Origin of the sequence: Rhizobium hidalgonense, from assembly GCF_002914525.1 — a bacterium.
Classification (GTDB): domain Bacteria; phylum Pseudomonadota; class Alphaproteobacteria; order Rhizobiales; family Rhizobiaceae; genus Rhizobium; species Rhizobium hidalgonense.
In genome coordinates, this window is sequence record NZ_LODW01000104.1 from 17,759 (window position 1) to 40,688 (window position 22,930).

Annotated in this window: 25 protein-coding genes and 5 pseudogenes; 12 read left to right on the forward strand and 18 right to left on the reverse strand. The window is 61.8% G+C overall.

What is annotated here, in order from left to right; translation table 11 throughout:
* The first annotated feature begins 2 nt into the window (after positions 1 to 2).
* The 3 genes from ATY29_RS30090 to ATY29_RS30100 all read left to right on the forward strand — a co-directional run bounded on the left by ATY29_RS30090 (position 3) and on the right by ATY29_RS30100 (position 2,462).
* Positions 3 to 1,250, forward strand: a complete 1,248-nt coding sequence (locus tag ATY29_RS30090) for an ROK family transcriptional regulator (protein WP_097533620.1) — start codon at positions 3 to 5, stop codon at positions 1,248 to 1,250.
* Positions 1,234 to 1,707 carry an RbsD/FucU family protein gene (locus ATY29_RS30095; RefSeq protein ID WP_097533821.1) on the forward strand — a complete coding sequence of 158 codons (474 nt, stop codon included), beginning with the start codon at positions 1,234 to 1,236 and terminating at the stop codon, positions 1,705 to 1,707. Before ATY29_RS30090 ends, ATY29_RS30095 begins: the two co-directional genes overlap by 17 nt.
* Positions 1,708 to 1,868: 161 nt before the next feature.
* Positions 1,869 to 2,462: a TetR/AcrR family transcriptional regulator gene (locus ATY29_RS30100; RefSeq protein ID WP_003570689.1), complete on the forward strand. Its 594-nt coding sequence runs from the start codon at positions 1,869 to 1,871 to the stop codon at positions 2,460 to 2,462.
* 16 nt (positions 2,463 to 2,478) lie between these two features.
* Here the strand turns inward: ATY29_RS30100 and ATY29_RS30105 are convergent.
* The 3 genes and pseudogenes from ATY29_RS30105 to ATY29_RS38045 all read right to left on the reverse strand — a co-directional run.
* Positions 2,479 to 2,690, reverse strand: a pseudogene (locus ATY29_RS30105) (alkene reductase); the annotation flags it as partial.
* 67 nt (positions 2,691 to 2,757) lie between these two features.
* A complete protein-coding gene (locus ATY29_RS30110) occupies positions 2,758 to 3,762 on the reverse strand; it encodes an NADP-dependent oxidoreductase (RefSeq protein WP_097533621.1) in 1,005 nt (334 codons plus the stop codon).
* Between the two features lie 32 nt (positions 3,763 to 3,794).
* A pseudogene (locus ATY29_RS38045) lies at positions 3,795 to 3,917 on the reverse strand (alpha/beta fold hydrolase); the annotation flags it as partial.
* A gap of 534 nt (positions 3,918 to 4,451) precedes the next feature.
* Between ATY29_RS38045 and ATY29_RS30120 the strand changes: the two are divergent.
* From ATY29_RS30120 to ATY29_RS30135, 4 genes are all read left to right on the forward strand, one after another.
* Positions 4,452 to 5,126, forward strand: a complete 675-nt coding sequence (locus ATY29_RS30120) for a hypothetical protein (protein WP_097533622.1) — start codon at positions 4,452 to 4,454, stop codon at positions 5,124 to 5,126.
* A 153-nt stretch (positions 5,127 to 5,279) separates the two neighbouring features.
* The gene (locus ATY29_RS30125; protein ID WP_097533625.1) at positions 5,280 to 5,861 is read left to right on the forward strand and encodes a TetR/AcrR family transcriptional regulator; all 582 of its coding nucleotides are present in this window, start codon (positions 5,280 to 5,282) and stop codon (positions 5,859 to 5,861) included.
* Complete coding sequence (locus tag ATY29_RS30130; RefSeq protein ID WP_097533627.1) at positions 5,858 to 6,217, forward strand: nuclear transport factor 2 family protein; 360 nt, start codon at positions 5,858 to 5,860, stop codon at positions 6,215 to 6,217. The genes ATY29_RS30125 and ATY29_RS30130 overlap by 4 nt, the downstream gene beginning before the upstream one ends.
* Positions 6,214 to 6,591, forward strand: a complete 378-nt coding sequence (locus tag ATY29_RS30135) for a TfoX/Sxy family protein (protein WP_003570694.1) — start codon at positions 6,214 to 6,216, stop codon at positions 6,589 to 6,591. Before ATY29_RS30130 ends, ATY29_RS30135 begins: the two co-directional genes overlap by 4 nt.
* On the opposite strand, the gene ATY29_RS30140 is transcribed toward ATY29_RS30135, so the two are convergent.
* Positions 6,574 to 6,702: a glutathione binding-like protein gene (locus ATY29_RS30140; protein ID WP_310842871.1), complete on the reverse strand. Its 129-nt coding sequence runs from the start codon at positions 6,700 to 6,702 to the stop codon at positions 6,574 to 6,576. The genes ATY29_RS30135 and ATY29_RS30140 overlap by 18 nt on opposite strands.
* 380 nt (positions 6,703 to 7,082) lie before the next feature.
* Here ATY29_RS30140 and ATY29_RS30145 point away from each other — a divergent pair, with 380 nt between their 5' ends.
* On the forward strand, positions 7,083 to 8,639 hold the full coding sequence (locus ATY29_RS30145; RefSeq protein ID WP_097533629.1) for a putative bifunctional diguanylate cyclase/phosphodiesterase: 1,557 nt from the start codon (positions 7,083 to 7,085) through the stop codon (positions 8,637 to 8,639).
* A gap of 52 nt (positions 8,640 to 8,691) precedes the next feature.
* Here the strand turns inward: ATY29_RS30145 and ATY29_RS30150 are convergent, their stop codons facing one another.
* The 9 genes and pseudogenes from ATY29_RS30150 to ATY29_RS30200 all read right to left on the reverse strand — a co-directional run bounded on the left by ATY29_RS30150 (position 8,692) and on the right by ATY29_RS30200 (position 16,621).
* Positions 8,692 to 9,729 carry a 4-hydroxyproline epimerase gene (locus ATY29_RS30150; protein WP_097533630.1) on the reverse strand — a complete coding sequence of 346 codons (1,038 nt, stop codon included), beginning with the start codon at positions 9,727 to 9,729 and terminating at the stop codon, positions 8,692 to 8,694.
* Positions 9,730 to 9,834: 105 nt separating this feature from the next.
* Positions 9,835 to 11,085, reverse strand: coding sequence for an NAD(P)/FAD-dependent oxidoreductase (locus tag ATY29_RS30155; protein ID WP_097533631.1), 1,251 nt, complete (start codon positions 11,083 to 11,085; stop codon positions 9,835 to 9,837).
* Positions 11,086 to 11,167: 82 nt separating this feature from the next.
* Positions 11,168 to 12,445 (reverse strand): alpha/beta hydrolase, encoded by a 1,278-nt coding sequence (locus tag ATY29_RS30160; protein ID WP_097533632.1) that lies wholly within the window; start codon positions 12,443 to 12,445, stop codon positions 11,168 to 11,170.
* Between the two features lie 840 nt (positions 12,446 to 13,285).
* Positions 13,286 to 14,167 (reverse strand): aldo/keto reductase, encoded by an 882-nt coding sequence (locus ATY29_RS30175; protein WP_025415237.1) that lies wholly within the window; start codon positions 14,165 to 14,167, stop codon positions 13,286 to 13,288.
* 62 nt (positions 14,168 to 14,229) lie between these two features.
* A pseudogene (locus tag ATY29_RS30180) lies at positions 14,230 to 14,388 on the reverse strand (TetR family transcriptional regulator); the annotation flags it as partial.
* A gap of 39 nt (positions 14,389 to 14,427) precedes the next feature.
* Entirely contained in the window at positions 14,428 to 15,099 is a 672-nt protein-coding gene (locus ATY29_RS30185; RefSeq protein ID WP_097533633.1) for a class I SAM-dependent methyltransferase, read from the reverse strand.
* Between the two features lie 189 nt (positions 15,100 to 15,288).
* Positions 15,289 to 15,583 (reverse strand): annotated as a pseudogene (locus tag ATY29_RS30190) (hypothetical protein).
* A 155-nt stretch (positions 15,584 to 15,738) separates the two neighbouring features.
* The gene (locus tag ATY29_RS30195) at positions 15,739 to 16,110 is read right to left on the reverse strand and encodes a hypothetical protein (protein ID WP_025415236.1); all 372 of its coding nucleotides are present in this window, start codon (positions 16,108 to 16,110) and stop codon (positions 15,739 to 15,741) included.
* Between the two features lie 190 nt (positions 16,111 to 16,300).
* Positions 16,301 to 16,621 carry a hypothetical protein gene (locus ATY29_RS30200; RefSeq protein WP_003570704.1) on the reverse strand — a complete coding sequence of 107 codons (321 nt, stop codon included), beginning with the start codon at positions 16,619 to 16,621 and terminating at the stop codon, positions 16,301 to 16,303.
* Positions 16,622 to 16,787: 166 nt separating this feature from the next.
* Between ATY29_RS30200 and ATY29_RS30205 the strand changes: the two genes are divergently transcribed.
* Entirely contained in the window at positions 16,788 to 17,510 is a 723-nt protein-coding gene (locus ATY29_RS30205; RefSeq protein ID WP_025415235.1) for a class I SAM-dependent methyltransferase, read from the forward strand.
* 64 nt (positions 17,511 to 17,574) lie between these two features.
* Here the strand turns inward: ATY29_RS30205 and ATY29_RS30210 are convergent, their stop codons facing one another.
* Positions 17,575 to 18,162 carry a hypothetical protein gene (locus tag ATY29_RS30210; protein WP_097533822.1) on the reverse strand — a complete coding sequence of 196 codons (588 nt, stop codon included), beginning with the start codon at positions 18,160 to 18,162 and terminating at the stop codon, positions 17,575 to 17,577.
* Between the two features lie 280 nt (positions 18,163 to 18,442).
* Here ATY29_RS30210 and ATY29_RS38050 point away from each other — a divergent pair.
* Positions 18,443 to 18,850 (forward strand): annotated as a pseudogene (locus tag ATY29_RS38050) (hypothetical protein).
* A gap of 130 nt (positions 18,851 to 18,980) precedes the next feature.
* Here ATY29_RS38050 and ATY29_RS30220 read toward each other — a convergent pair.
* Positions 18,981 to 19,562, reverse strand: a complete 582-nt coding sequence (locus ATY29_RS30220) for a pyridoxamine 5'-phosphate oxidase family protein (protein ID WP_097533823.1) — start codon at positions 19,560 to 19,562, stop codon at positions 18,981 to 18,983.
* 35 nt (positions 19,563 to 19,597) lie between these two features.
* Positions 19,598 to 20,302: an SDR family oxidoreductase gene (locus tag ATY29_RS30225; RefSeq protein WP_097533634.1), complete on the reverse strand. Its 705-nt coding sequence runs from the start codon at positions 20,300 to 20,302 to the stop codon at positions 19,598 to 19,600.
* A gap of 118 nt (positions 20,303 to 20,420) precedes the next feature.
* On the opposite strand from ATY29_RS30225, the gene ATY29_RS30230 reads away from it, so the two are divergent.
* A complete protein-coding gene (locus ATY29_RS30230; protein ID WP_097533635.1) occupies positions 20,421 to 21,296 on the forward strand; it encodes a LysR substrate-binding domain-containing protein in 876 nt (291 codons plus the stop codon).
* 41 nt (positions 21,297 to 21,337) lie between these two features.
* Here ATY29_RS30230 and ATY29_RS30235 read toward each other — a convergent pair whose 3' ends face one another.
* Entirely contained in the window at positions 21,338 to 21,634 is a 297-nt protein-coding gene (locus tag ATY29_RS30235) for a hypothetical protein (RefSeq protein ID WP_097533636.1), read from the reverse strand.
* 45 nt (positions 21,635 to 21,679) lie between these two features.
* The gene (locus ATY29_RS30240) at positions 21,680 to 21,859 is read right to left on the reverse strand and encodes a hypothetical protein (RefSeq protein WP_003570720.1); all 180 of its coding nucleotides are present in this window, start codon (positions 21,857 to 21,859) and stop codon (positions 21,680 to 21,682) included.
* Positions 21,860 to 22,159: 300 nt separating this feature from the next.
* On the opposite strand from ATY29_RS30240, the gene ATY29_RS30245 reads away from it, so the two are divergent.
* Entirely contained in the window at positions 22,160 to 22,681 is a 522-nt protein-coding gene (locus tag ATY29_RS30245) for a hypothetical protein (RefSeq protein WP_097533637.1), read from the forward strand.
* Positions 22,682 to 22,930: the final 249 nt, after the last annotated feature.

The following is a 22,930-nucleotide window of genomic DNA, read 5'->3' on the forward strand; positions in this document are numbered from 1 at the left end:
CCATGTCGTCCTTGGATGGACCGGAACACACATCGGTCCCGCCGCCAATTCTCAATCCGGCCGGCGGTGCGAACCAAGTCAGGGTCCGGGCCTATAACGAACGGCTCGTGCTGTCGCTGGTGCGTCTCTACGGCGCGCTGTCGAAGGCCGATATCGCGCGCCGCAGCGGGCTGTCGGCGCAGACGGTCTCGGTGATCATGCGGGTTCTGGAAAAGGAAGGGCTGCTGTCGCGGGGGGCGCCGGTGCGCGGCCGGGTCGGCCAACCGTCGATCCCGATGCATCTCAATCCCGACGCCGTCTATTCTTTCGGGCTGAAGATGGGCCGGCGCAGCGCCGATCTGGTGCTGATGGATTTTGTCGGCCGTATCCGCATGCAGCTGCATAAGACCTATGCCTATCCGCTGCCGGAGGAAATCCTCGATTTCGTCACCTCGGGCATAGAGGAGCTCGAAGGCCGGCTGGATGACAAGCAGCGCGGCCGCATCGCCGGCCTCGGCATCGCAGCACCTTTCGAGCTCTGGAACTGGGCCGAAGAGGTGGGCGCGCCGGCGGGCGCCATGGAGGTCTGGCGCGACGTCGACCTGCAGGCCGATATCGCCGGACGTGTTTCCCATCCGGTTTTCATGCAGAACGATGCGACCAGCGCCTGCGGGGCCGAGCTGGTGTTCGGCGTCGGGCCATCCTATCCGGATTTCGTCTATTTCTTCATCGGCTCCTTCATCGGCGGCGGCATCGTGCTGAATTCGGCGATCTTTTCCGGCCGTACAGGCACGGCAGGTGCAATCGGGCCGCTGCCGGTGCGCGGCAAGAACGGCGAGACCAAGCAGCTTCTCGAAATCGCCTCGATTTTCGTGCTCGAAAACATGCTGCGCGAGCGCGGCATCGATCCCGAGCCGCTGTGGTATTCGGCCGACGACTGGGTGGATTTCGGCGAACCGATGGAGGCCTGGATCCAGGACAGCGCCAAGGCGCTGGCGCAGGCGATCGTCGCTGCCGCCTCGATCGTCGATTTCAGCGCCGCCGTTATCGACGGCGGTTTTCCCCATTGGGTGCGCAGCCGCATGGTGCAGGCAACCATCGACGAAGCCGCCAAACTCGACCTGCAGGGCGTCGTCATGCCCGAAATCATCGAGGGCGCGGTCGGCGCGCAGGCACGCGCCATCGGCGGCGCCAGCCTGCCGATCTTTGCGCGTTACCTCACCGACCAGAACGTTCTCTTCAAGGAGGTAGACCATGCTGAAAGGACTTGACCCGCTGTTGAGCCCGGAGTTGCTTTTCACACTTCGGGCCATGGGCCATGGCGACGAGATCGCCATCGTCGACGGCAATTATCCGGGCGTCGAACATGCCCGCCGGCTGATCCGACTCGATGGCCACCGCCTGATCCCGGTCCTCAACGCCGTGCTCAGCGTGCTGCCGATCGACGATTTCGTGCCCGAGGCGATCTTCCGCTCGACCGTCAAGGCCGAGCGCGACAAGCTCGATCCGGTGCATGAGGAGATGATCGACTGCTGCGCCCACCACGAGCCGCACCGGCAGGTGGTGCCGCTGATCGGCGCGGATTTCTACAGCAGGGTGAAGGCCGCCCATGCGCTGATCCAGACCAGCGAGCCGAGGCTCTATGCCAATATCATTCTGCGCAAGGGGGTGATCTATCCGAAAGAAGCGGGCGCCCAGGCAGCCGAGGTGGATCCGTTCGTTTACTAGGCCGACTAAGGCCAGCGCCGCTCGTTAATCGTTGCAGCCACAAGCAATCGCTTCGGGATCACGCACGAGATCCGATCATTAATGATGTACATCATCAATGAGTCGAGCTATGATGACATACGACATCATAGCTCGGGCATGGCGGTCGAAAGGGCTGTAAAGTGCGGATTACCAAGGAAAAGAAGCAGGAAAACTACGAACGGATTGTCGCCACCGCCTCAGAGCTGTTTCGCGAGCGCGGGTTCGATGGCGTGGGGGTGGCGGAGTTGATGGAGCGCGCGGGGCTCACCCATGGCGGCTTCTACAATCACTTCCGCTCCAAGGAGGAGTTGATCGCGGAGGCAACCGAGAATGGTTTGAGCGAGACCCTGAAGCGCTATGCCGGTCATGACGTTCTCGCCGTCATGGAGCTTTATCTCGCGCGCGAACACCGGGATGGCCGCGGCCAGGGGTGCGCGGCCGCGGCGCTGAGTTGTGATGCAGCTCGGCAACCTGAGGAAACGAAGGCCGTCTTTGCTGCAGGAATAGATAATCTCGTGCGTGCACTTGAGCAGGGCATTGCACGCAATCACCCTTCCGGCACCAGCGGGCGGGCGCAAGCCATCACCATCCTCGCTCAGGCCGTTGGCGCAATCGTGCTTTCGAGGGCCTGCCCGGACGATTCCCCGCTGGCGGACGAACTGCTCGACGCCTGCCGAGCGGATTGCCGCGACGCCATCGAAAATCGGACGCGGGTACAAGAGGGCCGCGTATGAGCGGCCCCTATGCCCGTCAGGCGCCAACCGGCGCGACCATGGTGAGATAGTCCGTATAACCCGCCGCGCCGCCGCTTAGAGCGTCGCCATACCGAGATTGGCCAGTGGTGCACCGGCTTCGAGGCGTTCGACAAGATCCGGGTCGGTGATGAATGGCCTGCCGAAAGCGAACAAATCCGCCAGCCCCTGCTCCAGTCTGGTCGTCGCGAGTTCCAGATCGTAGCCGTTAGGCGAGGTAGCACGTCGGCCGGATCGGACTCCGTTATGAAGTTCATTCTATTGATAATTTCCGGCATCACGCTGCAACCGTGATGACCACCTTTCCCTTCGCACGCCCGGTCTCGACATAAGCCAGGGCATCCCCGGTCTTCTCGAACGGGAACACCTTGTCGACGACCGGTCGGATCACGCCCTGTTCGATCAGGCGCGCGATCTCAGCCAACTGCCGCCCCTCAGCGCGCATGAACAGGAATGCATAACCGATGCCGAGACGCTTGGCCTTTTTCCGAACGCCTCGGCTCAGCAGGCGCAGCACCAGTTTCAGGAACAGGTTGAGGCCGAGCTCCCGGGCGAAAGCCGGATCGGGCGGACCCGAGATGGAAATGAGCTGACCACCCGGCTTCAGCACAGCCAGCGATTTTTCCAGCGTCTTCGGATCCTGACTGTTCAGCACGAGATCGTAGCCCGACAAAACCTTTTCGAAATCCTGCGTCTTGTAGTCGATGACCACATCCGCCCCAAGACTTCTGGCCAGCTCGGCGTTGCGAGCACTGGTCGTCGTCGCCACCGTCGCGCCGAGGTGCTTGGCGAGCTGAATGGCAAACGTCCCGACACCGCCGGAGCCGGCCTGGATGAAAACCTTCTGGCCGGGCTTGACCTTGCCCACTTCGACCAGCGCCTGCCACGCGGTCAGACCCACCAGCGGAAGGGATGCCGCCTCGGTCATGCTGAGGTTTTTCGGCTTCAGCGCCACATCGGCCTCATCGACGGCGATGAATTCGGCGAACGTACCGACCCGATGATCGCGCGGCCGGGCATAGACCTCGTCACCAACCTTGAACCGCCTGACCTTGGGGCCGGCTTTGACAACCGTTCCGGCAACGTCATGTCCCAGAATAAAGGGCGGGCGATAGGGAAGAACAAGCTTGAACTCTCCGTCACGGAGCTTGGAGTCCAGGAGGTTCACGGCCGTGGCCTGAATCCGCACCAGGACATCACTGTCTTGCAGTTCCGGTTCGGGCAGGTTGGCCAGGCGCAAAGCGCCTTTCTTCTTGTACTTATCAACGACGAATGCCTTCACAGGGCTTTCTCCAATTCGAAGTTTTTGTGGGGTCAGGCGCCAAGGAACGACAATGCCTTCGGCACGAAATCGGCGTGGTTCTGAAAAATCCCGCCATGTCCGGCGTCGTAGATAACCAGCCGCGCGCCCGGGCTGCGTCGGGCCATACCCGGAGATAATGCCTCGGCGTAGCACGTAGCAGGCCCAAGGCATCTGACAGAAGTGTTCATCATTTACTCCATCATCCCGCGCGAACCGGCAAGCCTAGGATCGCGGGTTTCGGTCGGAGTTTTGAGCACGCTCGGCGCAGGCGCAGGGTTTTCATCGTGCCGCTGCCTTTGCCTCAATCATCGCCCCTGCCCCTACCTTCCGTATCAACCGCAGTTGCGCAGCACGCGGCAGCCAACCAGTCATCCCAACTTTTAATGATAACCGTCATCATAATTATTAATGTTATTCGTCATCATAGTTGTCAAGCGAAATTTTTGGGGCCGAAAGCAATCGCCTGCTCGTTCTGCCGGGACGGCGAATGCAAAGGTGGAGTGTCGCGAGACAAAGCTTCACCAGCCGCATTGCCAATTTCCTCGCCATTCGTTCGATCGATGCTATTGTGCGGCCGGTGCGCTGGGCTCACCGCGCGGGCAAAGCGGCTAAGCCGGGCGCTGCGCATTCGGGACTGGGCCGATGATGCGATGGGGACACGATCTCATATGGCACCTGGGATGAGCACGACCCCTCGCCGCAACACCACCGGTTTGCGCCTGTTTCTGGATCTCGAGCAGCAGCGCGACTGGATAGACGGCGAGGCGGAGTTGGTCGACGCCGAAGAGCGCTCGGAGTCACTGGAACAGCGCTTCAAGTACGTCGCCCGCTTCCAAAAGCTGCTTCGTCGCCCGCAGGCGCAGGACCTTCTGGAAATTCTGAGGCTCTATGGGCAAAGCTGCCTCCCCATCCCGCGCAGGACCGAGCGCCACTATTGGTCGGTCTCATGTCTGCCCTCGACGTCCGACAAGCCGCTCATCCGCATCAATGCGAGCTGGATGGAGCTTTTCACGCTCTACGCCGACGGCGAGGACCTGCGGGCGCGATGCCTGGTGCATCTTTCGCATTTCGCCACGGACCAATCCCCCCCGCAGGGCGGTGTCGACGAGGCTTTTCTCGAGCAGTGCGTCACGACGCCCGAAGACGTCAGTTATTTTTATCCGCGCGGCGACGACATTTTCGGCATCAATGTGCGGGGCGCCGCCTCGATCCGCAAATTCCTCGCGGAGCGCCGCATCCTGCGGGCCATTCGGACCTTCAATGTGACGCACATGAACCGCGGCCGAAACGCCTATCAGGCGAGCCACTGCTACAGCCTGGCGGATGAGATGCTGGCAGATTGATCCATCCCGGGATGCGCCCTGCCCTGGCGAGATTTCCAGCAGCCGGTCCGCGACCGACCAGATGAGGATTTTCGCAGAAAAGTCATGGGCGGCCGTTGCGTTTCAATTCTTGATCAGTCATTCTAGAACAAATGATAAAGAATCGAGGCAATCATGGGCAGATCGCGGGAATTCGATGAGGCGGCAGTGCTGACGGGGGCGATGCACATCTTTCGCAAGCAAGGCTATCAAGCTGCATCGATCCGAGATCTCGAGGAGGCGACCGGCCTCAAAGGCGGAAGCATCTATCACGCCTTCGGCGACAAGGCCGGCCTCTTCGATGCGGCATTCGGACATTACAACCGGACGGTGCTGGAAGGACGGATCGAGCGGTTTGCGCCGCCGGGAAGCGGGCTTCGAGGCTTGCGCGAACTGTTCCTGTCGCTCCTGCATGAGCCCGACGATGCCTCGCTTGGCTGCCTGATCACCAACATGGCGGTGGAGTTCGGAGGTGGCGTCAATCCGCATCCCCGTGTCGAGGCCGCGCTCGGCCTGCTTCGCACGACATTCCGCTTAAGGCTCGGCGAGCCGCCGACCTTCGCTCGAGACGCGGATGGAGCCAAGGCCGACAGGACAGCCATACGCCTTCTTGCCTTCTATCAAGGCCATCTCGTGCTCATTCGCGGTGGCGAAGGCAAGGCCGCCTTGCGGCTGGCGATTGAAGACGAATTCAATCAACTGGAGACACTGTTATGACGCCTGAGGCATTATGGAATCGATACGCGGCCATCTGGTCGCTGAATGCTGACGCGCGCGAGCCGGAATTGTCGGCTTGCCTTGCAGACGATGTGACGTATTGCGATCCGAATGGAGCGATCGCGGGGCGAGCCGGTCTCTCGGCTTACATGGCCGACTTCAAGGAGAGCGTACCGGCGGGCCGGTTCAAAATATTGAGTGTTCTCCATCACAATGAACGGTCGCTGGCACACTGGGAACTGTGCCACGAAGACGAGACTGTCCTGCAAACCGGCACGAGCTTCGCGGTAATGTCCGAAGGCCGGTTCGGCGCAATTACCGGCTTCTTCAATCCGCCGCCGGAGCAGCGGCCATGAATAGCGCAGCGACACGCGGGTTGGCGCTCGACTTTGCGAGCCAGATCGCCCCAGCCGGCTCCATCGATATCAAGCGTTTTTTCGGCGGATCTGCCCTGGTCCGAGACGGCCTGCAGTTCGGATTTGTCATGAAGGGCATTCTGTATCTCCGCGTCGACAACGCGATGCGCACGGAGTTCGAGACAGATGGGTCCGAACCGTTCCGCTACGGCGCTGCCGGCAGGGAGGTGACGGTTCGCCGCTACTACGCAGTCCCGGCACATGTGATCGACGATCCTGCGCTGCTGTGCAGCTACGCGGAGCGCGCATTGCACGCGGCCTCCGCGCCAGGCCATAGACGCTCCGAAATCCGGGCTCTAACCTCGTTTGGCTGATGCCGATGCCCGGCGCAACCACAGGACGCGGAGCGCGTCGGTCATCAGGATATCGGCGACGGTGAGTTGCCCGGCGGCCAGCCACTGGCGCTGCGCCAGCACGGCTTCCAAGCTCTGCAGCAGCCAGACGTCGAGCGGATTCCGTCAAAGCGAAGGCGCCGGGATGCGGATCGGTGAGGGTCAGGTGCCGCCTCGGTCAGGCGGAAGCCGCGACCGGTGATAGTTGGGCGTGGTCAGGCCTCGTCCGATTTGCGGGAAATCTATCCGATGTGCGAATCAAAATGTCCGCACCTGCGGCTAGGCAACCCAGCGTTAACCTTCGGCGTTCAGAAAAATCTTTGCGACATGTCGGCGGGTGCGCTTTCAATCAACCACGGCAAGCCGGCTGCTCAATTCCGCCCGAATGAGTTGGGCGGTCTTCGACCACCGCCTGGGACGATGCGGTTATGAACTGGCCATGATGGCTCTCCACCCAACAGGAGCCTATTCCCATGCCGCGCATCCAGGCGACTAGAACCCAGATTGAGACCCTGGCCTGGCTTTTGTTCTTCCTGCTGCTCTTCTGTCTGTCCTGGTGCTTCCATTGGCATGAGGGGCTGGATGAGTTCATCGAGCGGCATCACGACTATCCGCTGGACCACGCGCTCCTTGCCTTGAACATCTCCGGCTTTCTGGGGCTGTTTTATTCGGCGCTGCGGATCCGGGATCTTTCGAAGGAGGTCAATCGCAGGCTGCAGGCCGAAAAGAACGTGGACTGGATTGCCTGCCACGACACGCTGACCGAGCTGCCCAACCGCAGATTTCTGGATTCGATATGCGCTCAGGCGATGAGCGATCAAAGGGCACACGAAACCTATGCCGTGTTCAGCATCGATCTCGACGGCTTCAAGAAGGTCAATGACCTGCTGGGGCACGATCACGGCGATGCGGTGCTGAAGACGGTTGCGCAGCGGCTCTGCGCCCTCTTTCCCCACGATCATGTTTTCCGCCTTGGCGGAGACGAGTTCGTCGTTCTGGCGCGGCGCGTTGGAAATCCCGATCTTGCCGCCTTGGGGGACCGCATCGTCAGCGTGATCGGCAAACCGTTCACCTTCAACGGCGCCGCCGTTGACCTCGGCGCCAGTGTCGGCTTCGCCCTTTATCCGGAGGACGGTGACGACCTCGGTCAAGTCATCCGGCATTCGGACTGTGCCATGTATGTGGCGAAAAAGCAGGGGCGCAATCTGGTGAAGCCCTTCGCGCCTTCGATGCAGGACGAGTTGGCGAAACGGGTTCGAATAGAGGGGGATCTGCGCGCGGCGATCAGGAAGGCCGAGATCGTTCCCTATTATCAGCCGCTCGTCGACCTGAAGGCGAACAAAATTATCGGCTTCGAGGCGCTGGCGCGCTGGAAGACTGCATCAGGCGCGTTCATACCGCCGAGCGAATTCATTCCGGTGGCCGAGGAGGCCGGTCTGATCGTCGAGTTGACCGACCATCTGCTGCGCCGCGCCTGCACCGATGCGCTTTCCTGGCCAAACGAGCTTGTTCTGTCCTTCAACCTGTCTCCGATCCAACTGAGCGACCGGTTGCTCGGCTTACGGATTCTCAAAATATTGGGCGATGTCGGTTTCCCCCCGCACAGGGTCGAGCTTGAGGTGACGGAAAGCGCCATCATCCAGGACGCCGCCACGGCACGAATCGTCCTCGACGATCTGGTGAATGCGGGGATCAGGATTGCGCTCGACGACTTCGGAACGGGCTATTCCAGCCTCTCCCAGCTGTCCAACTATCGCTTCGACAAGATCAAGATCGACAGGAGTTTCGTCGCCTCGTTCGAGACCAATGACAAGCAGGACAAGGTGATCAAGGCCATTATCGCTCTCGGCACCGGGCTTGGCGTAACGATAACCGCCGAAGGCATCGAAGAGGAAAGCCAGCTCCAGAGGCTTCAGGATCTCGGTTGCGACATCGGCCAGGGGTATCTGCTTGGCAGACCGGCGCCGATCGAGGAGATCGCCCGCAGATCACGGTGGCACCAGGATTTTGCAACGCCGTTGATCGCATGATTCGCCCGGAAGCGGTGCGTTCGATCCGCCCGACGGAACATGCCGCTGAAGATCAGATCTCCCCCGCCGAAGGCCCCCAGACATCAGTGAGCGCGAAGCCGCCGGGATGCGGGTCGAAGGGGTCGAGCGCCACCTGGGTGAGGCCGAAGGTGAAGCCGCGGCCGGTGATGGTGGGGATGACCGCCGGTCGGCCTGCGACTTCGGTCACGGCCTGCAGGCCGACCTCGAACTCGGAGCCGATGATCGATTTCGAGGTGAAGACATCGCCGGCTTTCGCCTTGCCGCGGGCATGCAGCGCGGCGAGATTGGCGGAGTTGCCGGTGCCGCAGGGCGAGCGGTCGGCCCGGCCCGGCCACATGGTGGTGCAGGTGCGCACCGTGCCGTCGGCCTCGGTATCGCGGAACATCACATAGGCGACGCCTGAGATTGCCGGGATCTCCGGGTGGACGACCTTGATGTCGCGGTTGATCAGTTCTTTCAGGATCATGCCCGCCTGGACGAGGCCGGCGGCATTGGCCTTCTCGATCTTCAGATTGATCTGGCCGACATCGACCAGCGCATAGAAGATGCCGCCATAGCAGAGATCGGCCTTGATCCTTCCCCAATGCGGCGTGTCGATCTCGACATCGAGCTTATGCACGAAGGAGGGCACCATGGTGAGCTTCACCTTCTCGCAGCGCCCGTCGCGGCAGGTTGCCGTCGCCTTGACGAGGCCGGCCGCGGTTTCAAGCGTCACAATCGTCTCCGGCTCCTGCATCTCGACGATACCGGATTCGAGCAGGGCCGTCGTCACGCAGATCGAGTTCGAGCCGGAACTCGCATGCGCCTGGTCGGGCTGCAGGATGATGAAGGCGGCGTCGGCCTGCGGGTGGCGTGCCGGCAGCAGCAGATTGACCGAGCCGATCGGGGCGCCGCGCGGCTCCAGGCAGAGGAAGCGGCGAAGCTCGTCGCCCTTCGGATCGGTATTCAGCCAATGCAGCTGGGCGGCGATGGTGTCGCCGGGGATCTTCGGCACGCCGCCGATCGCAACGCGGCCGATCTCGCCTTCGGCATGGACATCCAGCAGCTGGATCGTGCGCTTCCATCTCATATCGAAACTCCGGTTCAGACGGGACGGGTGACGTCGTCGATGCGGTTGTAACTTTTTGTTTTAACGCAATTCCCGGCAAAACACTTTTCCTGGAATTGCTCTAAATCAGTATCGGTCTATGCGGAACGGGGTCATGTCGACCGGCGGCTTAGTGCCGCTCACCATATCGCCGATCAGCCGCGCTGTCGTTGCCGCGTAGGTCAGGCCGAGATGGCCATGGCCGGTCGCATAAAAAACCCCCGGCATCTTCGACGACGGCGAAATGATCGGGATCGTATCGGGCAGCGCCGGGCGATGGCCCATCCAGTCCGTCGCCTCCTCGACTTTGAGACCCGGCAGCGCCCGCTGGGCATGGCGCACGAGCACCCGCGGGCGGCGGAAATCGGGGGCGGCGTCAAGTCCGGCGAGTTCGACATTGCCGCCGACGCGGATGCCACCCGCCGTCGGCGTCACCATGAAGGCGCGCGCCGGCCAGATCATCGAATAGCGCATGGAGATGCCGGGTTTCATGATCTGCGTGTGATAGCCGCGCTCGGTTTCCAGCGGGATCGGCTCGCCGAGCTTGGCGGCAAGGAAACGGGTGTGGACGCCGGCGGCGAGCACCACCGAATCCGCCTCGATCCGGCTGCCGTCCTCTAGGAGAACGACGGCGGTGCCATCGCCCTTGCGCTCGATGTTCCTCACAGAGCCGGAGACGAAGGCGGCGCCTGCGGCTTTCGCGGCGTCGGCGAGTTTGACCACCAGCTGATAGGGATCGCGGATCGACTTGTTGTCGGGGAGCAGCACGGCCTTGGCAATCGAAGGCGAAAGGGCCGGCTCATAATATTGGATGGCGCCATTGCTCAAGACCTCGAATTCGAGGCCATAGCGCTGCATCATGGCGAGATGGCCGCGGTCGGCGGCAAATTCCGCCTCGGTCTCGTAGATCGCCAGGCACCCCTCCTCGGTCATCAGCTCGGACGCCCCGATCGCCTGGAGCATCTCCCTGAAATCGCCGAGCGCCCGCTGCGACAGGTTCATGCCGGCGTCCTCGATCGCTCGAAGCCGCGACGGGCGGCCGGCCGCAAGAAAGCGCAGGAACCAGGGCAGCATTTTTGCCGCATAGGAGGGCCGCAGCCAGACCGGGCCTTCGGGATCGAGCAGCCAGCCGGGCATTTTCTTCCAGGTCGAAGGGCCGGAGCCGGCGACAAAATCGAGCGCGATGCTCGCCATATTACCGTAAGACGTGCCGCGCCCCGGCTCACCCTTGTCGACCAGCGTCACTTGCAGGCCACGCCGCTGCAATTCGAAGGCGATCGAGGCGCCGATCACGCCCGCGCCGACGACAACCACCCGCTTTTTCGTCTCATCCGCCATGTTGTCAAACCACCCACACGGCAGACAAGATTGCCGTTCGTCAACCTGATATATCAGATCGGCGGCGATGCCTATGAGATTTTTACTGGCTTGCCGGCAGGCCGGCACCGACGCTGTCGCCGACCGAACCGACAGTATTGTCCATCGACTGGCCGAGACGCTTCAGCTGGGCATCGTAGTTGCGCCGGGTGCGCGGATCGAAGATCGCGATCGGCGTACTGACGGCGACGCTGACCGCACTTCCGGCGGTCTGGGCAGCCCCCATCGCCACCGCGCCGACGGCTTCGCCGAGGCCAACATTGGAATCGGTGATCGTCTGGCCGGCAATCAGCCGATCGCCGATCAGCTTCACCACTTCGGGGCTTTCGGCGAATTTGCCGTGGTTCAACCGGTCGCCGCCCTTGAGCTTGGTGAGATCGAGCACAGTGATGCCGGCCGCCTCGAGCTTGCTGCGATAGGGTTCGACGGAAGGATCGATCTGGCCGAGGCGATCGACATTGCCGGAGATGCGCCGCGACAAAGCCAGAGCCCGATCATCCCTGGAGACGAAGATGGTGAAATGCGGCTTGTCCTTGCCGAGGCTCATGAACTGGCGGCCGAAGACGTCGACATCGAGATCCGGCGAGGCGAGGATGACATTGTTGATCTTCGAGGCGACATGACCATTGCGGATCGCCATCTGCCGGAGCGCTTCGACGGTGAGCCACGTGCCCATCGAATGGGCCATGACGGTGACGTCGCTGACGGCTGGATTGGCGGCGGTGCGGGTCAGCAGCTCTTCCAGCGCATCGCGGGAATAGTTGGTGCTTTCCTTGTCGTAATTATAATCGAAGATGCTGGCGCGCGACGGCCAGGTGAAGACGACGGGTGCGACATCGGCATGCGAATCATGGACGATCTGGGCGAAGCGGTAGACGGCATCCTCATAACGATTGTTGAAGCCGTGCACGAAGACCAGCACGCGGCGGCTCTTCGGCATATGGCCTTTCAGCCAGGTCTCGCCCGCCCCCTCGCCTTCCAGCGGATCGACGGATACGGTGACGAAATCGCGCAAGGGATCGGCCGGCAGCCGCTTCGGCCATTGCACCTGTCCGACCTTGCGGTTGGCCTCCGGCGGGATCGAGATATCGACGGCATTGACGGTCAAGCCGGTGCCGCGTTCCCCGGAGAAAAGCACGGCGGGATTGTCGTCGGCAGCGCGCGTCGTTGCCACCAGCAGATCGACCTTCGACGTGCCCGGCGGCACGGTGCCGGCCGCCTGCATGACGCCGACCGGCCTGCCGCCGCAGCCGGCGAGCGCCATCGCCGCCAGCAGCAGACCTGTCAGAGCCGCCCGCGAGCCGCGCCATTTGCCGATCATGAGAGAGCCTTTCCGGGTTAGATTGAAGCATTCTGCCGGAGCAGGTTTTCGTCAGGGCAAAGGCGATTGGCGAAGGGCATACCCTTTGGTACGTCCGAGCCGATTGCCTTTGATCCTGGCGGAAAGATGCCCGGCCCTTCGGGTTGGCTGAAACGGGCCGGCTGATCGACCGACCGGCTTGGCCGTAGAGCCGGGCTACGACGCGCGCCGGCCGGTCGACCATCCGACTCCGTTTGAGCCAACAGAATGCTGCAATCTAGCCCGGAAAGGCTCTAAACTCCAACCGGTGCGCGCACCGGACAGGCGGCGCCCGTTCAAATAGGCCAACGAGGCTTGCCGAGTCAAATTTGCGTGCGGTGGAGTACCTGGGTGGACAAAAGAAAAGAGCCTGGCGCGGGAGGAGGTGCGCCAGGCTCTTGATCCTGACTGACAACTGGGAGGAGGAGTGTTGTCAGTCCGATGTAAGAGCGCTGGGAGGAGGAGTGCGCTGCTTACGGAGATATATGTACCCCATTCATCTGATCGGGAATAGCGAAAATACCGCAATGCAGCAATGCACTGGATGCAACGCTTGCCCACAAAATGACAGGGCGACGCCTCATTTTGCGGCATCTTTGACCGGACGGTCAAAATATTGATGAAAGATCCGGCAGCGGCGGCACCTCATCCGGCTGCCGCCATTTTCTCCCCATAAACGGGGCGAAGGGACATGCCGCGTCGTCTCCGTTCCCCGCCACCTCACAGGGCACGTCCCTCTCCCCGTTTTTACGGGGAGAGGGTCAGGGTGAGGGGCAGCCATGCGGCACAAAGGCTGCAGCAGCCGAAAGCTTGCCTCGCCCCTCACGCGGCCTTGAAGACCTTCCGGCCTTCGGCATCCAGCGCCGAGAATTCCTCGTCCGACAGTGCAATGTCCACTGCCGCGACGTTTTCCTCGAGGTGTTTGACCTTGGATGTGCCGGGGATCGGCAGCATGACCGGGCTGCGTTTCAGCACCCAGGCGAGCGCGATCTGGCTCGGGACGGCATTGTGCTTTTTGGCGATGGTATCGAGCAGCGAGCCTGACTTGGCGAGGTCGCCGGCGGCCAGCGGATACCAGGGGATGAAGCCGATATTGTGCTTGGTGCAATAATCGAGCACGTCCTCGCTGGTGCGGTCGACGAGATTGTAGCGGTTCTGGACGGTCGCCACCTTGAAGTGCTTCGACGCCGCCTCGATGTCGGCAACCGACACTTCGCTCAAGCCGGCATGGCGGATCAGACCGCCGTCGAGCAGCGATTTGATCGCATCGAACTGCTCCTTGGCCGGCACCTTCGAATCGATGCGGTGCAGCTGCCAGAGATCGATCTGCTCGAGGCCGAGATTGCGCAGGCTCTTATGTACCTGCTGGATCAGATATTCCGGCCGACCGACGGGCATCCAGATATCCGGGCCGTGGCGGGTCAGGCCGCCCTTGGTGGCGACGATCGACTTGCCGCCATAGGGATGCAGCGCCTCCTTGATCAGCCATTCGGAGACATCGGGGCCATAGGAGTCGGCGGTATCGATGAAGTTGACGCCGAGATCCGGCAGCCGCTTCAGCGTGCGGATGGATTCGGCATGATCGTCGGGCTCGCCCCAGATGCCTTTGCCGGTGACGCGCATGGCGCCGAAACCGAGGCGGTTGACCTCTATCTCGCCGCCGATCTTAAAGGTGCCTGACTTGGCTGCGTTGTGACTGGACATGATCTTTTCTCTCCTGGTCAATGAAATTGGTCAAAGTCGGTGGAGCGGCGAGGTGCCGCCGGTTCGAGCCTGGCACATTTCAGCCGGTCGCGGGCGTTCAGCGCCGGCGAGCGATGGATGAGGTCACCAAGCGCCAGGCCACGTTCGGCGACAGCGGCGATGACGGTTGCGGTGATCGCCACCGCGACCGAGGACCCATCTGCCGGCCTTCCGCCTCTTGCTTCCGCCTGTTCTCAGCCCTTCCGGCGCGGCGTCATCGTTCAGCCGCCGGTCTCGTTTGAGAAGGCGGCGATAGCGTCGAGTTCGGGATCGCTCTCACGATAGTTGAAGCGCTCGCGCGACAATTCCAGTGGCTCACGGCGCGAAATCCGGTAGACGGAGGCCGGCGGCAGGTTGCGCACCGTGCCGCCGATGCGCACCGCCTCCAGGCCGAGGCGATCGAGGATCGGCCGGGGCACCGGGCAGCGCGGACCATAGGTGAATTGATAGACGGCGCCGCCCGGCCTGATATAGGTGAAGGCGCCGGCCAGGATCGAGGCGATCTTGCGCGGCGACATCGACAGAAGCGGCAGGCCGCTGACAACCGCGCCGACCGGTTCGCCCTCGAAAATATCGGCCTGGGCGAGCTGCGCCGCATCCATCTGCAACACGCGCGCGGTGGGGAAACGCGCCTGCAGCGCGGTGATGAACTCCGGACCGTATTCGATCAGAGTCAGATCCGCCTCGCTGACGCCGCGCGCCAGCAGCGCCCGGGTGAAGACGCCGGTACCGGGACCGAGCTCGATGATCGGCCCGTCGAGTGCGGCAATTTCACTGGTCATTATCCTGGCGAGCGAATCGCCCGAGGGCGCGATGGCGGCGACCCGAAGCGGGTTGCTAATCCAGGAGCGGAAAAAATGCAGGAAATCGGCGCATGCAGCCTTTGCAGTCATGATTATCCCACCTGTCTGAAATTCGATTGATTATGAAAACGACCATCGCGGCGAGCGTGGCAATTCCAAGGCATACGCGTCAATCACAAGCCTGAACAGGCGTTTCCCACGATTTTCATATCGAAAGCCGGCGTCACCTTGTACTTGCGCGGCACGGCCGCTCGCGATTGCGAATGGCCGAGCGCCTCGTCAGTAATTGCAGCTGGAGCTGCTCGTCGGGTTGAAGCCGAGCTTGCAATCCATGTTGAGAGGTTTCTGAGGGTTTATCATATAGTGGGTCGAGCCCGTGCTTTCCGCGCTCGCCGATCGAACCGGTGGTGCGCCTGTCGTGCTCAAGCTTGGTTTCCTGGGCAACCGGGCGTGCGGTCGCGCCCTGCTCTGTCGCGCTCGACTGGAGGGGAGCGGCCGCGGCTGAAAGGGCCGAGAGGCCGAGGGTCGCACCGAGCGCTGCAGCCATCAGGCCGGCCTTAAAACTGGTGGTCATGATCGTCTCCTGGGGAGGATTCAGGGGAATTTACGCCCCCGAGTTAGGAAGACGATCTGTCACAAACCACGGTGTCAAAGAAGGGATCACGGACATGTGAGCGAGGACCCCGAACGAGAAAAAGGCGGCTCATCGCCGCCTTTTCATTTGCCGGCTCAATGGCCGTTATCGCAGGGCATGCTGCCGGGACCGATCGATCCGGAAAACGTAGGGTTGCACATTTCCGGGGCTGCCGGTCTGTTCACCGGCTGGCGGACGATGGAGCCGGTGACACCGGATTCGACGCCGAAGGCGGCAAGCGGATACCAGTAGCCGTCGGAATGGCGGCGGGTGCCGGGGCGCTCGGTGCGAAAGCCCTGATAACCATGCCAGGATCCGGCATGTGATTTATATTGCTCCATTTTCACCGCCAGGAGATCGGGCGGCTGAACCGTCTGGACGGGGGCCGCCAGCGCTGGAGCAGTTGACGCCAGGGCGAGGAAAGCGCTGAGTGCTGTGGTGGAAGGGGCAAGTCTGAACATCTTCATGATAAACCCTTCTTCGTGGATTTACGTGAAGAAAATACCTTTCCCGAGGCCCGAGTTCCGGGCTCACATGCAACTTCCGGAACTTGTGATTGCAAGCGATCCGGCGTGACTAAATCGGCAAAAAACGTGAAAAGTCGCGATCGGCAGACGGGCTAAACGGCGCTGGGGCAGAAACGTGAATTCTCTGGTCTCAATAGGCGTATAATGTCCGGTAGCCTTGGCCGGAGAGGCAGGCGACATATTGCCGATGGGCAGCGGCGCGCGCCGTCGTTTCCGCCTCCAACTCATCGGCATCAACATAGCCGGTCAGCTGGGCACGCAGATGATACTGGTTCCTCGCCTCGCGATACATGGCGTTGCCGTCGGTCATGCAGAGGCTGTGCGCAACAGCAGGCGGATTGACCGGCACGCCGATCGCCAGCAGCACCGGATCATTGGCGTGGTCGATGCAGCCGGCCAGCGCCGTCATCACCGCCAGGACTGCCAGAGCCCGAAAAATTCCCGCCATCATGCATTCCTCCGGCCGAAGCGCCTCTGAGATCATCAGAGCAGCGGGTACATCAGCAAGGTTGCGCGAAACTAGGCAAACCGACTTTGGGTGTTTCAATATTGCTTAAATATTATATTAATGCTTACTTATAGTCGTAGACACTAATCTATCCGGGGGGAGGAAGATTATGGCTTCGCCGTGGGTAAACGACGCGCTGTCGCATGCGCAATCGGCGTTTTCAAGCAAAATCAACACCGATATCCTTGAAGTTGGCGGCGGCTCTCGCACCCATATCCCATTGCAAGGCGCGCGATATACGGTGCTCGACATCTCGAAGGAACAGCTCGAGAAGAACAGGGACGCCGCCGAGCGCATCCTCGGCGATGCTCAAACCATAGACTACGGCGATCGCCGCTTCGACGCCTGTGTCTTCTGGGACGTTCTCGAACACCTGGAAAGCCCGCGCGCCGCCCTGTTGAGAGCCCATGACACCCTGTCTCCCGGTGGCCTGGTGTTCGTCAAGGGTCCAATCCTCAGCTCGGCCAAAGGGATCTTCACCGACCTCACGCCCTGGTGGAGCCACGTGTTGTTCTATCGCTATGTCCTCAGGCAGAAAAATGCCGGCAAACCGGGCTATGCCCCCTTTCGCGTCGAGCATGCCGCAGAGGCGTCCCATTCGGAGATTGCCGGGACGCTGAAGGAACTCGGCATGGATATCGTCTTCGTCGGCGAGTATGTGTCGACCCAGGTGCATGCGCTCAAGAGCCGAATTCCGCCACTTTATTGGCTTTACGAGGCTTTCGGCCTGCTGCTCCGCACGACTTCGGCCGGAAGGATCGGCGGGCGGGAGACGGAGTTTCTGATCGTGGCAAAGTGCCTTCGTAGCCAACTCCCACCAAACTCTATATAGCAGTTCGGAATCCCGAAATTGGCTGTGGCATTGAAATGCTTCAATATTCTCCCGGACTCACCCCTCAGGAAGCGCGGCGGATTTCGGAATCCCGAAGCGGCAGTATTTCGGGATTCCGAAGTGAGGTTTTTTTCTTCCGGCCGAGGCGTCCGCGTTTGTCGGCGGCAAGCTTACGATCGGTCTCGGACCATTTGCGGCAGTTTTCGGCCGTGCACCGCATCCACTCATCGGTGGCCGGCGCACCTTCAAAATCGCCGACAAATGTCAGCGTGAACCGGTTGGGATGCGCGACCCCGCTGCCGGCCCGGCCGCGGCGCACCTTGATGAGCCCCTTATATTCCAGCTCGTCCAGTGCATCGGCGACATATTCGCCGGTGACGCCGTAGGACACGAATTGCGGATGGGTCACGACCAGCTTGCCGTTCTCGAGTGCTGCGTGGGCGGTGTGTTCGATGACGATGCGGAAGAAAGCCCGGCAGGCATTGGCGCTCAATGTCGTGAAAGCGGGCGATTCCAGCAGCTGGATCGTCAGCCACTGCCAGCGATGGCTGCCGTCATCGCTCCCGCTCGGCGGGGCGGTATGCTTGCGCACCATCGCCCGCGTCTTTCCGGCATTGGTTCGGCTCTTGTCACGAGGGTTGAATTCCACCATCAGCCCCTCGCCCCTGTTGCCGGCCGACCCTTCGGCAATCTGCCTGTGCTGCGCGACCGGCAATTCTGTTCGCAAAACAGGCGACGGCCTGGGCCCGCCTGGGCGAGGACCTCGCCGGTAGAGAAAAATTTGCTCGACATCCGACATTCCATGGTTGCAATTGCGCACACGCTAGCGCAAGAGCGATCCATGACCTAGGAAAATATTCTTAGTTTGGATCTTATATTCTCCGATTGCGTCTGCTCGGATCAGAGTGCTGAATCTCAGGGGTGGGAGCACGATGCGAATGGTCGATCGAGGGAAGGTGAGCGTGGTGGTTTACGGCAAGCGATTGCTGGTATTGTTATCCGTCTTTTTCGCAAGCGCCGTGCAGGCCTTCCCTTGCGATCAGCCGATCGTGATATCGAATTGGAAGTCCTGCCAAGTCGGTTAGTTGAGCGATAAGGGCGGCGACGCCGATTGGCAAGCCGTGCCTGAATGGACTCGCGACAAAGCCGTTTATTTCGGGCATGATCCGCGCGCGCTGGCAACTCACGGACTCTGCAACGCCAAATTCCGTCGCGTCGCGCTCTGCTGGCCAGGATGGCAAATAGGCGATCCGGACGAGTGCTCATTTCTCCTTTGCAGTGGCTATGTGACAGCTTCGAGCGCAGCGGAGGAGCGGAAAGAGATGTTGGAAGGCAACTAGCCAACCGCTCAATAGTTTTTCGCTTCGCTATCTTGGGGCGGAGACTGGAGCGGAGGCGTTTGCCAACAGTTGCGGATTCCCGGCGCTTCAATTGTCGTGCGGCTGCGCCCGTGAGGGCCGCCGATCCCTGTCATGGATTGACCCATCGGCTGGCGGCAAGAGCGCCCGTCTCGTCATAGGTCAGCAGCGCTCTGCGATTGCCCTGCCGGCGTAACTGGAACCAGTCCAGCGTCCGGACGCGAAAGATCAACAGGCCGAAATGCGGCTTTCCCTCGGCCTCATCCACGGGACGGGATAGAGCCGCCTCATCGATCGTGTCAAAGCCACGCTCGTCGCCGGGCGGACCGCCGGCATAGGTCATCCGTGTCCAAGTTGAGAGCTTGCCCCAGGCGGCGTCGGCTTGGTCGCCGCCGGCGGCATGGCGTTCGACCGTGCCCTGAAGCCGAAACTGCAATTGCGTCTGCGGCCAGAAGCCGAGGATCGTGGCATGCGGATTTGCCGAAAGCTCCTGCCATTTCGGGCTGCGCATGTCGGTGTGAAATTCCAGCAGCCGCAAAGACCGGTCAGCACGCCGCAGCACCACCATGCGCGCCTGTGGCCTCGCCTCGGCGTCGACGGAGCAGAGGTTCAAGAACCGGAAACCCGACTGCGGGTTTGCCGCCGCCGCTTCCAGCTCTCGCCATGTCGATGCATCGATATCAGCGAGGGTCAGCGGCGCGCCTCCATGCTCCATCTCCATGGCGCGGCTCAGATCGAGCGGGTAATGCCGCCATCGACGCGGATGTTCTGGCCGGTGATATAGCCGGCGCCCTCGGAGAGCAGGAAGGCAACCGTCGCCGCGATTTCCTCGGCCGTGCCGTAGCGGCCCATCGGCACGCTGTCACGCCGTTCGTCGGTGGCGGGCAGGCTGTCGATCCAGCCGGGCAGGACGTTGTTCATGCGGATGTTCTTGGCCGCATAAGTATCGGCGAAGATCTTGGTGAAGGTCGCGAGCCCCGCCCTGGCAAACGCCGAAGTTGGGAACATCGGCGACGGCTCGAAGGCCCATGCCGTCGAGATATTGACGATGGCGCCGCCGCCCTGCGCTTCCATGATCGGCGCGACCAGCCGGATCGGCCGCACGGCGCTGAGGAAATAGACCTCCAAACCCTTGTGCCAGTCCTCGTCGGATATTTCGAGGATCGGCGCGCGCGGACCGTGGCCGGCTGAGTTGACCAGTGCGTCGATCCGCCCCCATTTCTCCATCGCCAGATCGACGAGCCGCTTGACATCATCGTTCACCAGGTTCGAGCCAGTGACGCCGACACCGCCCAATTCCCTGGCGAGCGCTTCGCCCTTGCCCGACGAGGAGAGCACCGCAATGTGATAGCCGTCGGCAGCCAGTTTCCTGGCAGCGGCAGCACCCATGCCGGAACCGCCTGCGGTGATGAGAGCGACTTTTTCGTTCGGCATTGGAGCCTCCAATCGTTGAATTGTGCAGCAGTATGCCAGAGACCGCATCGACTTTCGCGCCAGAAAGAAACGTGTCAGACTGTAGAAAATCTACTGGATTGCCTCCCGGGAAAAACCAATGATCCAACCTCGCCGCACGCTGCCGCCGCTGAACGCCCTTCGCGCCTTCGAGGTCTCGGGCCGCCGGTTGAATTTCCGCGCCGCCGCCGAGGAGCTAGGGGTGTCGCAGGGGGCGGTGGCGCAGCAGGTGCGCGCCTTGGAAGATCAACTCGGCCTGATGTTGTTTCAGCGCCTCCCGCGCGGCCTGGCCCTGACCCCGCAGGGCGCTGCCTATCTTTCCGATGTGAGCCGCGCCTTCGATACGCTCGGTGAGGCGACCGGACGGCTTCTCGCACGGCCGGACGCCGTGACGATCAGCGTCACCCCGACTGTCGCCGCCAAGCTGCTGATCCCGCGCCTTGCCGAGTTCAAGGCGGCCCTTCCCGACGTTGAACTGCGAACGGTCGCCACCGAGGCGCTGTCCGATTTCGATCGCGATCAGGTGGACATTGCCGTGCGGCTGACCCGCCGGCCGTTTCCGGCCTCCCTGGAGGCAAGGCTGCTGTTTCGCCAGGAACTCGTCGCCGTCGCCAGTCCCCATTTGGTCAAGGGCTTGGCGCTTCCGCTGACGGCCGCGGCACTTCGCACACTGCCGCTGCTGCACGACACAGTCAGCCCCTGGCCGCTCGTCCTGCAATCACGCGAGAAGCTGCCGGGTGCGGTGTTCAACCACACGACGCTGGCGCTGGATGCGGCACTCGCCGGCCAGGGCGTCGCCTTGGCATGCCGGGCTTTCGTGGCGGCGGATATCGAGGCCGGGCGGCTGGTGCAGGTGACGGATGCGACAACGACGATCGAACCCGACTATTTCCTGATCCGCAAACGTTCGTCATCGCCGCGAAGGGCCGTCGATGCGGTATGGCACTGGTGTGCAGCCCGGCTGTCGCTCGACTGATGCATAGCGGTATGGGATGCCAACAGACATAAAGAGAAAAGCTATGGTGCGCCTTCAGGGATCAGAAGGATCAGCATTCCCTCACCCGCCGCGTCGCTGATTGCCGGTGAGATTTGCCGCAGCGGCCCGCGCGCAATGAGCGTCTCCGGCCGAGGGCGTTTCCCGGGACCCGGATCGGCAAAGGCTGAAAACTGATGTTCCAAGTCGGAGATCGCCATGAAGGACGTCGCGACGATCGCTTCGCCGCAGGCGGCGCATCGCAGAATGTACGAGCCGCGGTGGACGATCGCCTCTGTTTTGTCCAATCCGCACGAGGGGCAGGCCAAGATATCGTTCATCGGTTCACTCCGGGGTGAGTCCCTGCCCTTCCGAAGACGGTCAGCCTATGAGGCGGCGGCCAGAATGATGGCGATGACAAGCAGCATCGGACCCATCCATTTGAAATGGCGAACCAACGGCGGGGTGGCCGAATAGCCTGGCATCGGCAGATAACCAAAGCCCACCGATGTCATCCACAGGCCGGCGCAAAACATGATGATTTCGTCGATATAGGCTGCGATCATGGCTCTCCTGCCGTCGTAAGGACACTGCGTCAATCTCCGTCTCGACAGGCGAAGCCGCCCATCACAGCATGGGCCGCATCGAAGACAAGTGCCCACATGGCAATGGGCCGAGCTGCTTGCGATCAAGCTTCGGCGGCAAGGTTTTCCCCGGGCCTGCCGTCGAACCTCAATTAAACATCCGGCGGCCCTTTGGAGAAGGCCAAAAATTAAACTCAAGGTGGCAATGCCATTTCGAATCCCGTAAGCATCTGGCACTCGCAAAGGAATGCGACCCGCTACAGCCATTCTCGGGAATATTTCATGCACAACGCCAAATTCCTTCGCGCCGCTGCCTTCTCGCTCTGCGCCGCTCTTCAGATTTTCCAGGCCGAAAACCTTATGGCGGCTTCGGCGAATGCAAAGTTCTTTGACGCGGCCCTGTGCAAGCCGCCCTATACGATGACTTCGGCGACGGAGATCTATGATGCCGCGGAAGCTCTGGCCAAGCCGGACACCTCTTCGCTCGGTGCGGCGATCTACAAGCTGCCGAGTGAGATAGGCCGCGACGGCTTCAAATCGACCGAGGTATTCTTTGCCAGCAACGCCGTCGGAATTCTGGTCGAGGGCCAACGCGCTGACGATCTGGCGGCAAAATACGGCTTGAAGCCGGAGACCTCGGACCTACTCGGAACATCCACCAAAGGCTATTCGCGCGCGCTTCCGGCAGATCAGCAGCCCGAACCTGGACTTGCCGGCCCCGGAAAGGTCTCGATCGTCGCTCGCCAGGGAGATGCGTTGCCTGGCAAAACCTTGCTGGCGTGTGAATTCGTTCAGGATTTTTAAAAGGCGCTGCGTCGTCGGGGATCCTGCCTCCGGCGGCCTGGTCAACAGCCAAATGGGGGGCGACGACCGTGCCCTGCTCGCCGACGCCGCGAACGGCGGGGCAGGAAAGGAATAGCTCGCCGGAGCTTTCGCTTGTAGCCGTAGGGAAAGATCGCGGGTAAGGTTGTGGGTACGGAAGTAAATCCGGCTGCGTCGGGCTGCGGACTCTCGTGAAATCTAAAGCAGTGGGCCAACCGCCATATAAAGCGT

Coding starts and splice junctions, on each gene's coding strand:
- ATY29_RS30135 (WP_003570694.1), top strand. CDS start 6,214: ATGAATAGCGCAGCGACACGCGGGTTGGCGCTCGACTTTGCGAGCCAG.
- ATY29_RS30235 (WP_097533636.1), bottom strand. CDS start 21,634: ATGAACGATATCTTGGCCTGCCCCTCGTGCGGATTGGACAAAACAGAG.
- ATY29_RS30200 (WP_003570704.1), bottom strand. CDS start 16,621: ATGATGGCGGGAATTTTTCGGGCTCTGGCAGTCCTGGCGGTGATGACG.
- ATY29_RS30205 (WP_025415235.1), top strand. CDS start 16,788: ATGGCTTCGCCGTGGGTAAACGACGCGCTGTCGCATGCGCAATCGGCG.
- ATY29_RS30155 (WP_097533631.1), bottom strand. CDS start 11,085: ATGGCGGATGAGACGAAAAAGCGGGTGGTTGTCGTCGGCGCGGGCGTG.
- ATY29_RS30125 (WP_097533625.1), top strand. CDS start 5,280: ATGGGCAGATCGCGGGAATTCGATGAGGCGGCAGTGCTGACGGGGGCG.
- ATY29_RS30230 (WP_097533635.1), top strand. CDS start 20,421: ATGATCCAACCTCGCCGCACGCTGCCGCCGCTGAACGCCCTTCGCGCC.
- ATY29_RS30225 (WP_097533634.1), bottom strand. CDS start 20,302: ATGCCGAACGAAAAAGTCGCTCTCATCACCGCAGGCGGTTCCGGCATG.
- ATY29_RS30090 (WP_097533620.1), top strand. CDS start 3: ATGTCGTCCTTGGATGGACCGGAACACACATCGGTCCCGCCGCCAATT.
- ATY29_RS30145 (WP_097533629.1), top strand. CDS start 7,083: ATGCCGCGCATCCAGGCGACTAGAACCCAGATTGAGACCCTGGCCTGG.
- ATY29_RS30240 (WP_003570720.1), bottom strand. CDS start 21,859: ATGATCGCAGCCTATATCGACGAAATCATCATGTTTTGCGCCGGCCTG.
- ATY29_RS30120 (WP_097533622.1), top strand. CDS start 4,452: ATGGCACCTGGGATGAGCACGACCCCTCGCCGCAACACCACCGGTTTG.
- ATY29_RS30130 (WP_097533627.1), top strand. CDS start 5,858: ATGACGCCTGAGGCATTATGGAATCGATACGCGGCCATCTGGTCGCTG.
- ATY29_RS30150 (WP_097533630.1), bottom strand. CDS start 9,729: ATGAGATGGAAGCGCACGATCCAGCTGCTGGATGTCCATGCCGAAGGC.
- ATY29_RS30175 (WP_025415237.1), bottom strand. CDS start 14,167: ATGTCCAGTCACAACGCAGCCAAGTCAGGCACCTTTAAGATCGGCGGC.
- ATY29_RS30160 (WP_097533632.1), bottom strand. CDS start 12,445: ATGATCGGCAAATGGCGCGGCTCGCGGGCGGCTCTGACAGGTCTGCTG.
- ATY29_RS30185 (WP_097533633.1), bottom strand. CDS start 15,099: ATGACTGCAAAGGCTGCATGCGCCGATTTCCTGCATTTTTTCCGCTCC.
- ATY29_RS30210 (WP_097533822.1), bottom strand. CDS start 18,162: ATGGTGGAATTCAACCCTCGTGACAAGAGCCGAACCAATGCCGGAAAG.
- ATY29_RS30095 (WP_097533821.1), top strand. CDS start 1,234: ATGCTGAAAGGACTTGACCCGCTGTTGAGCCCGGAGTTGCTTTTCACA.
- ATY29_RS30195 (WP_025415236.1), bottom strand. CDS start 16,110: ATGAAGATGTTCAGACTTGCCCCTTCCACCACAGCACTCAGCGCTTTC.
- ATY29_RS30245 (WP_097533637.1), top strand. CDS start 22,160: ATGCACAACGCCAAATTCCTTCGCGCCGCTGCCTTCTCGCTCTGCGCC.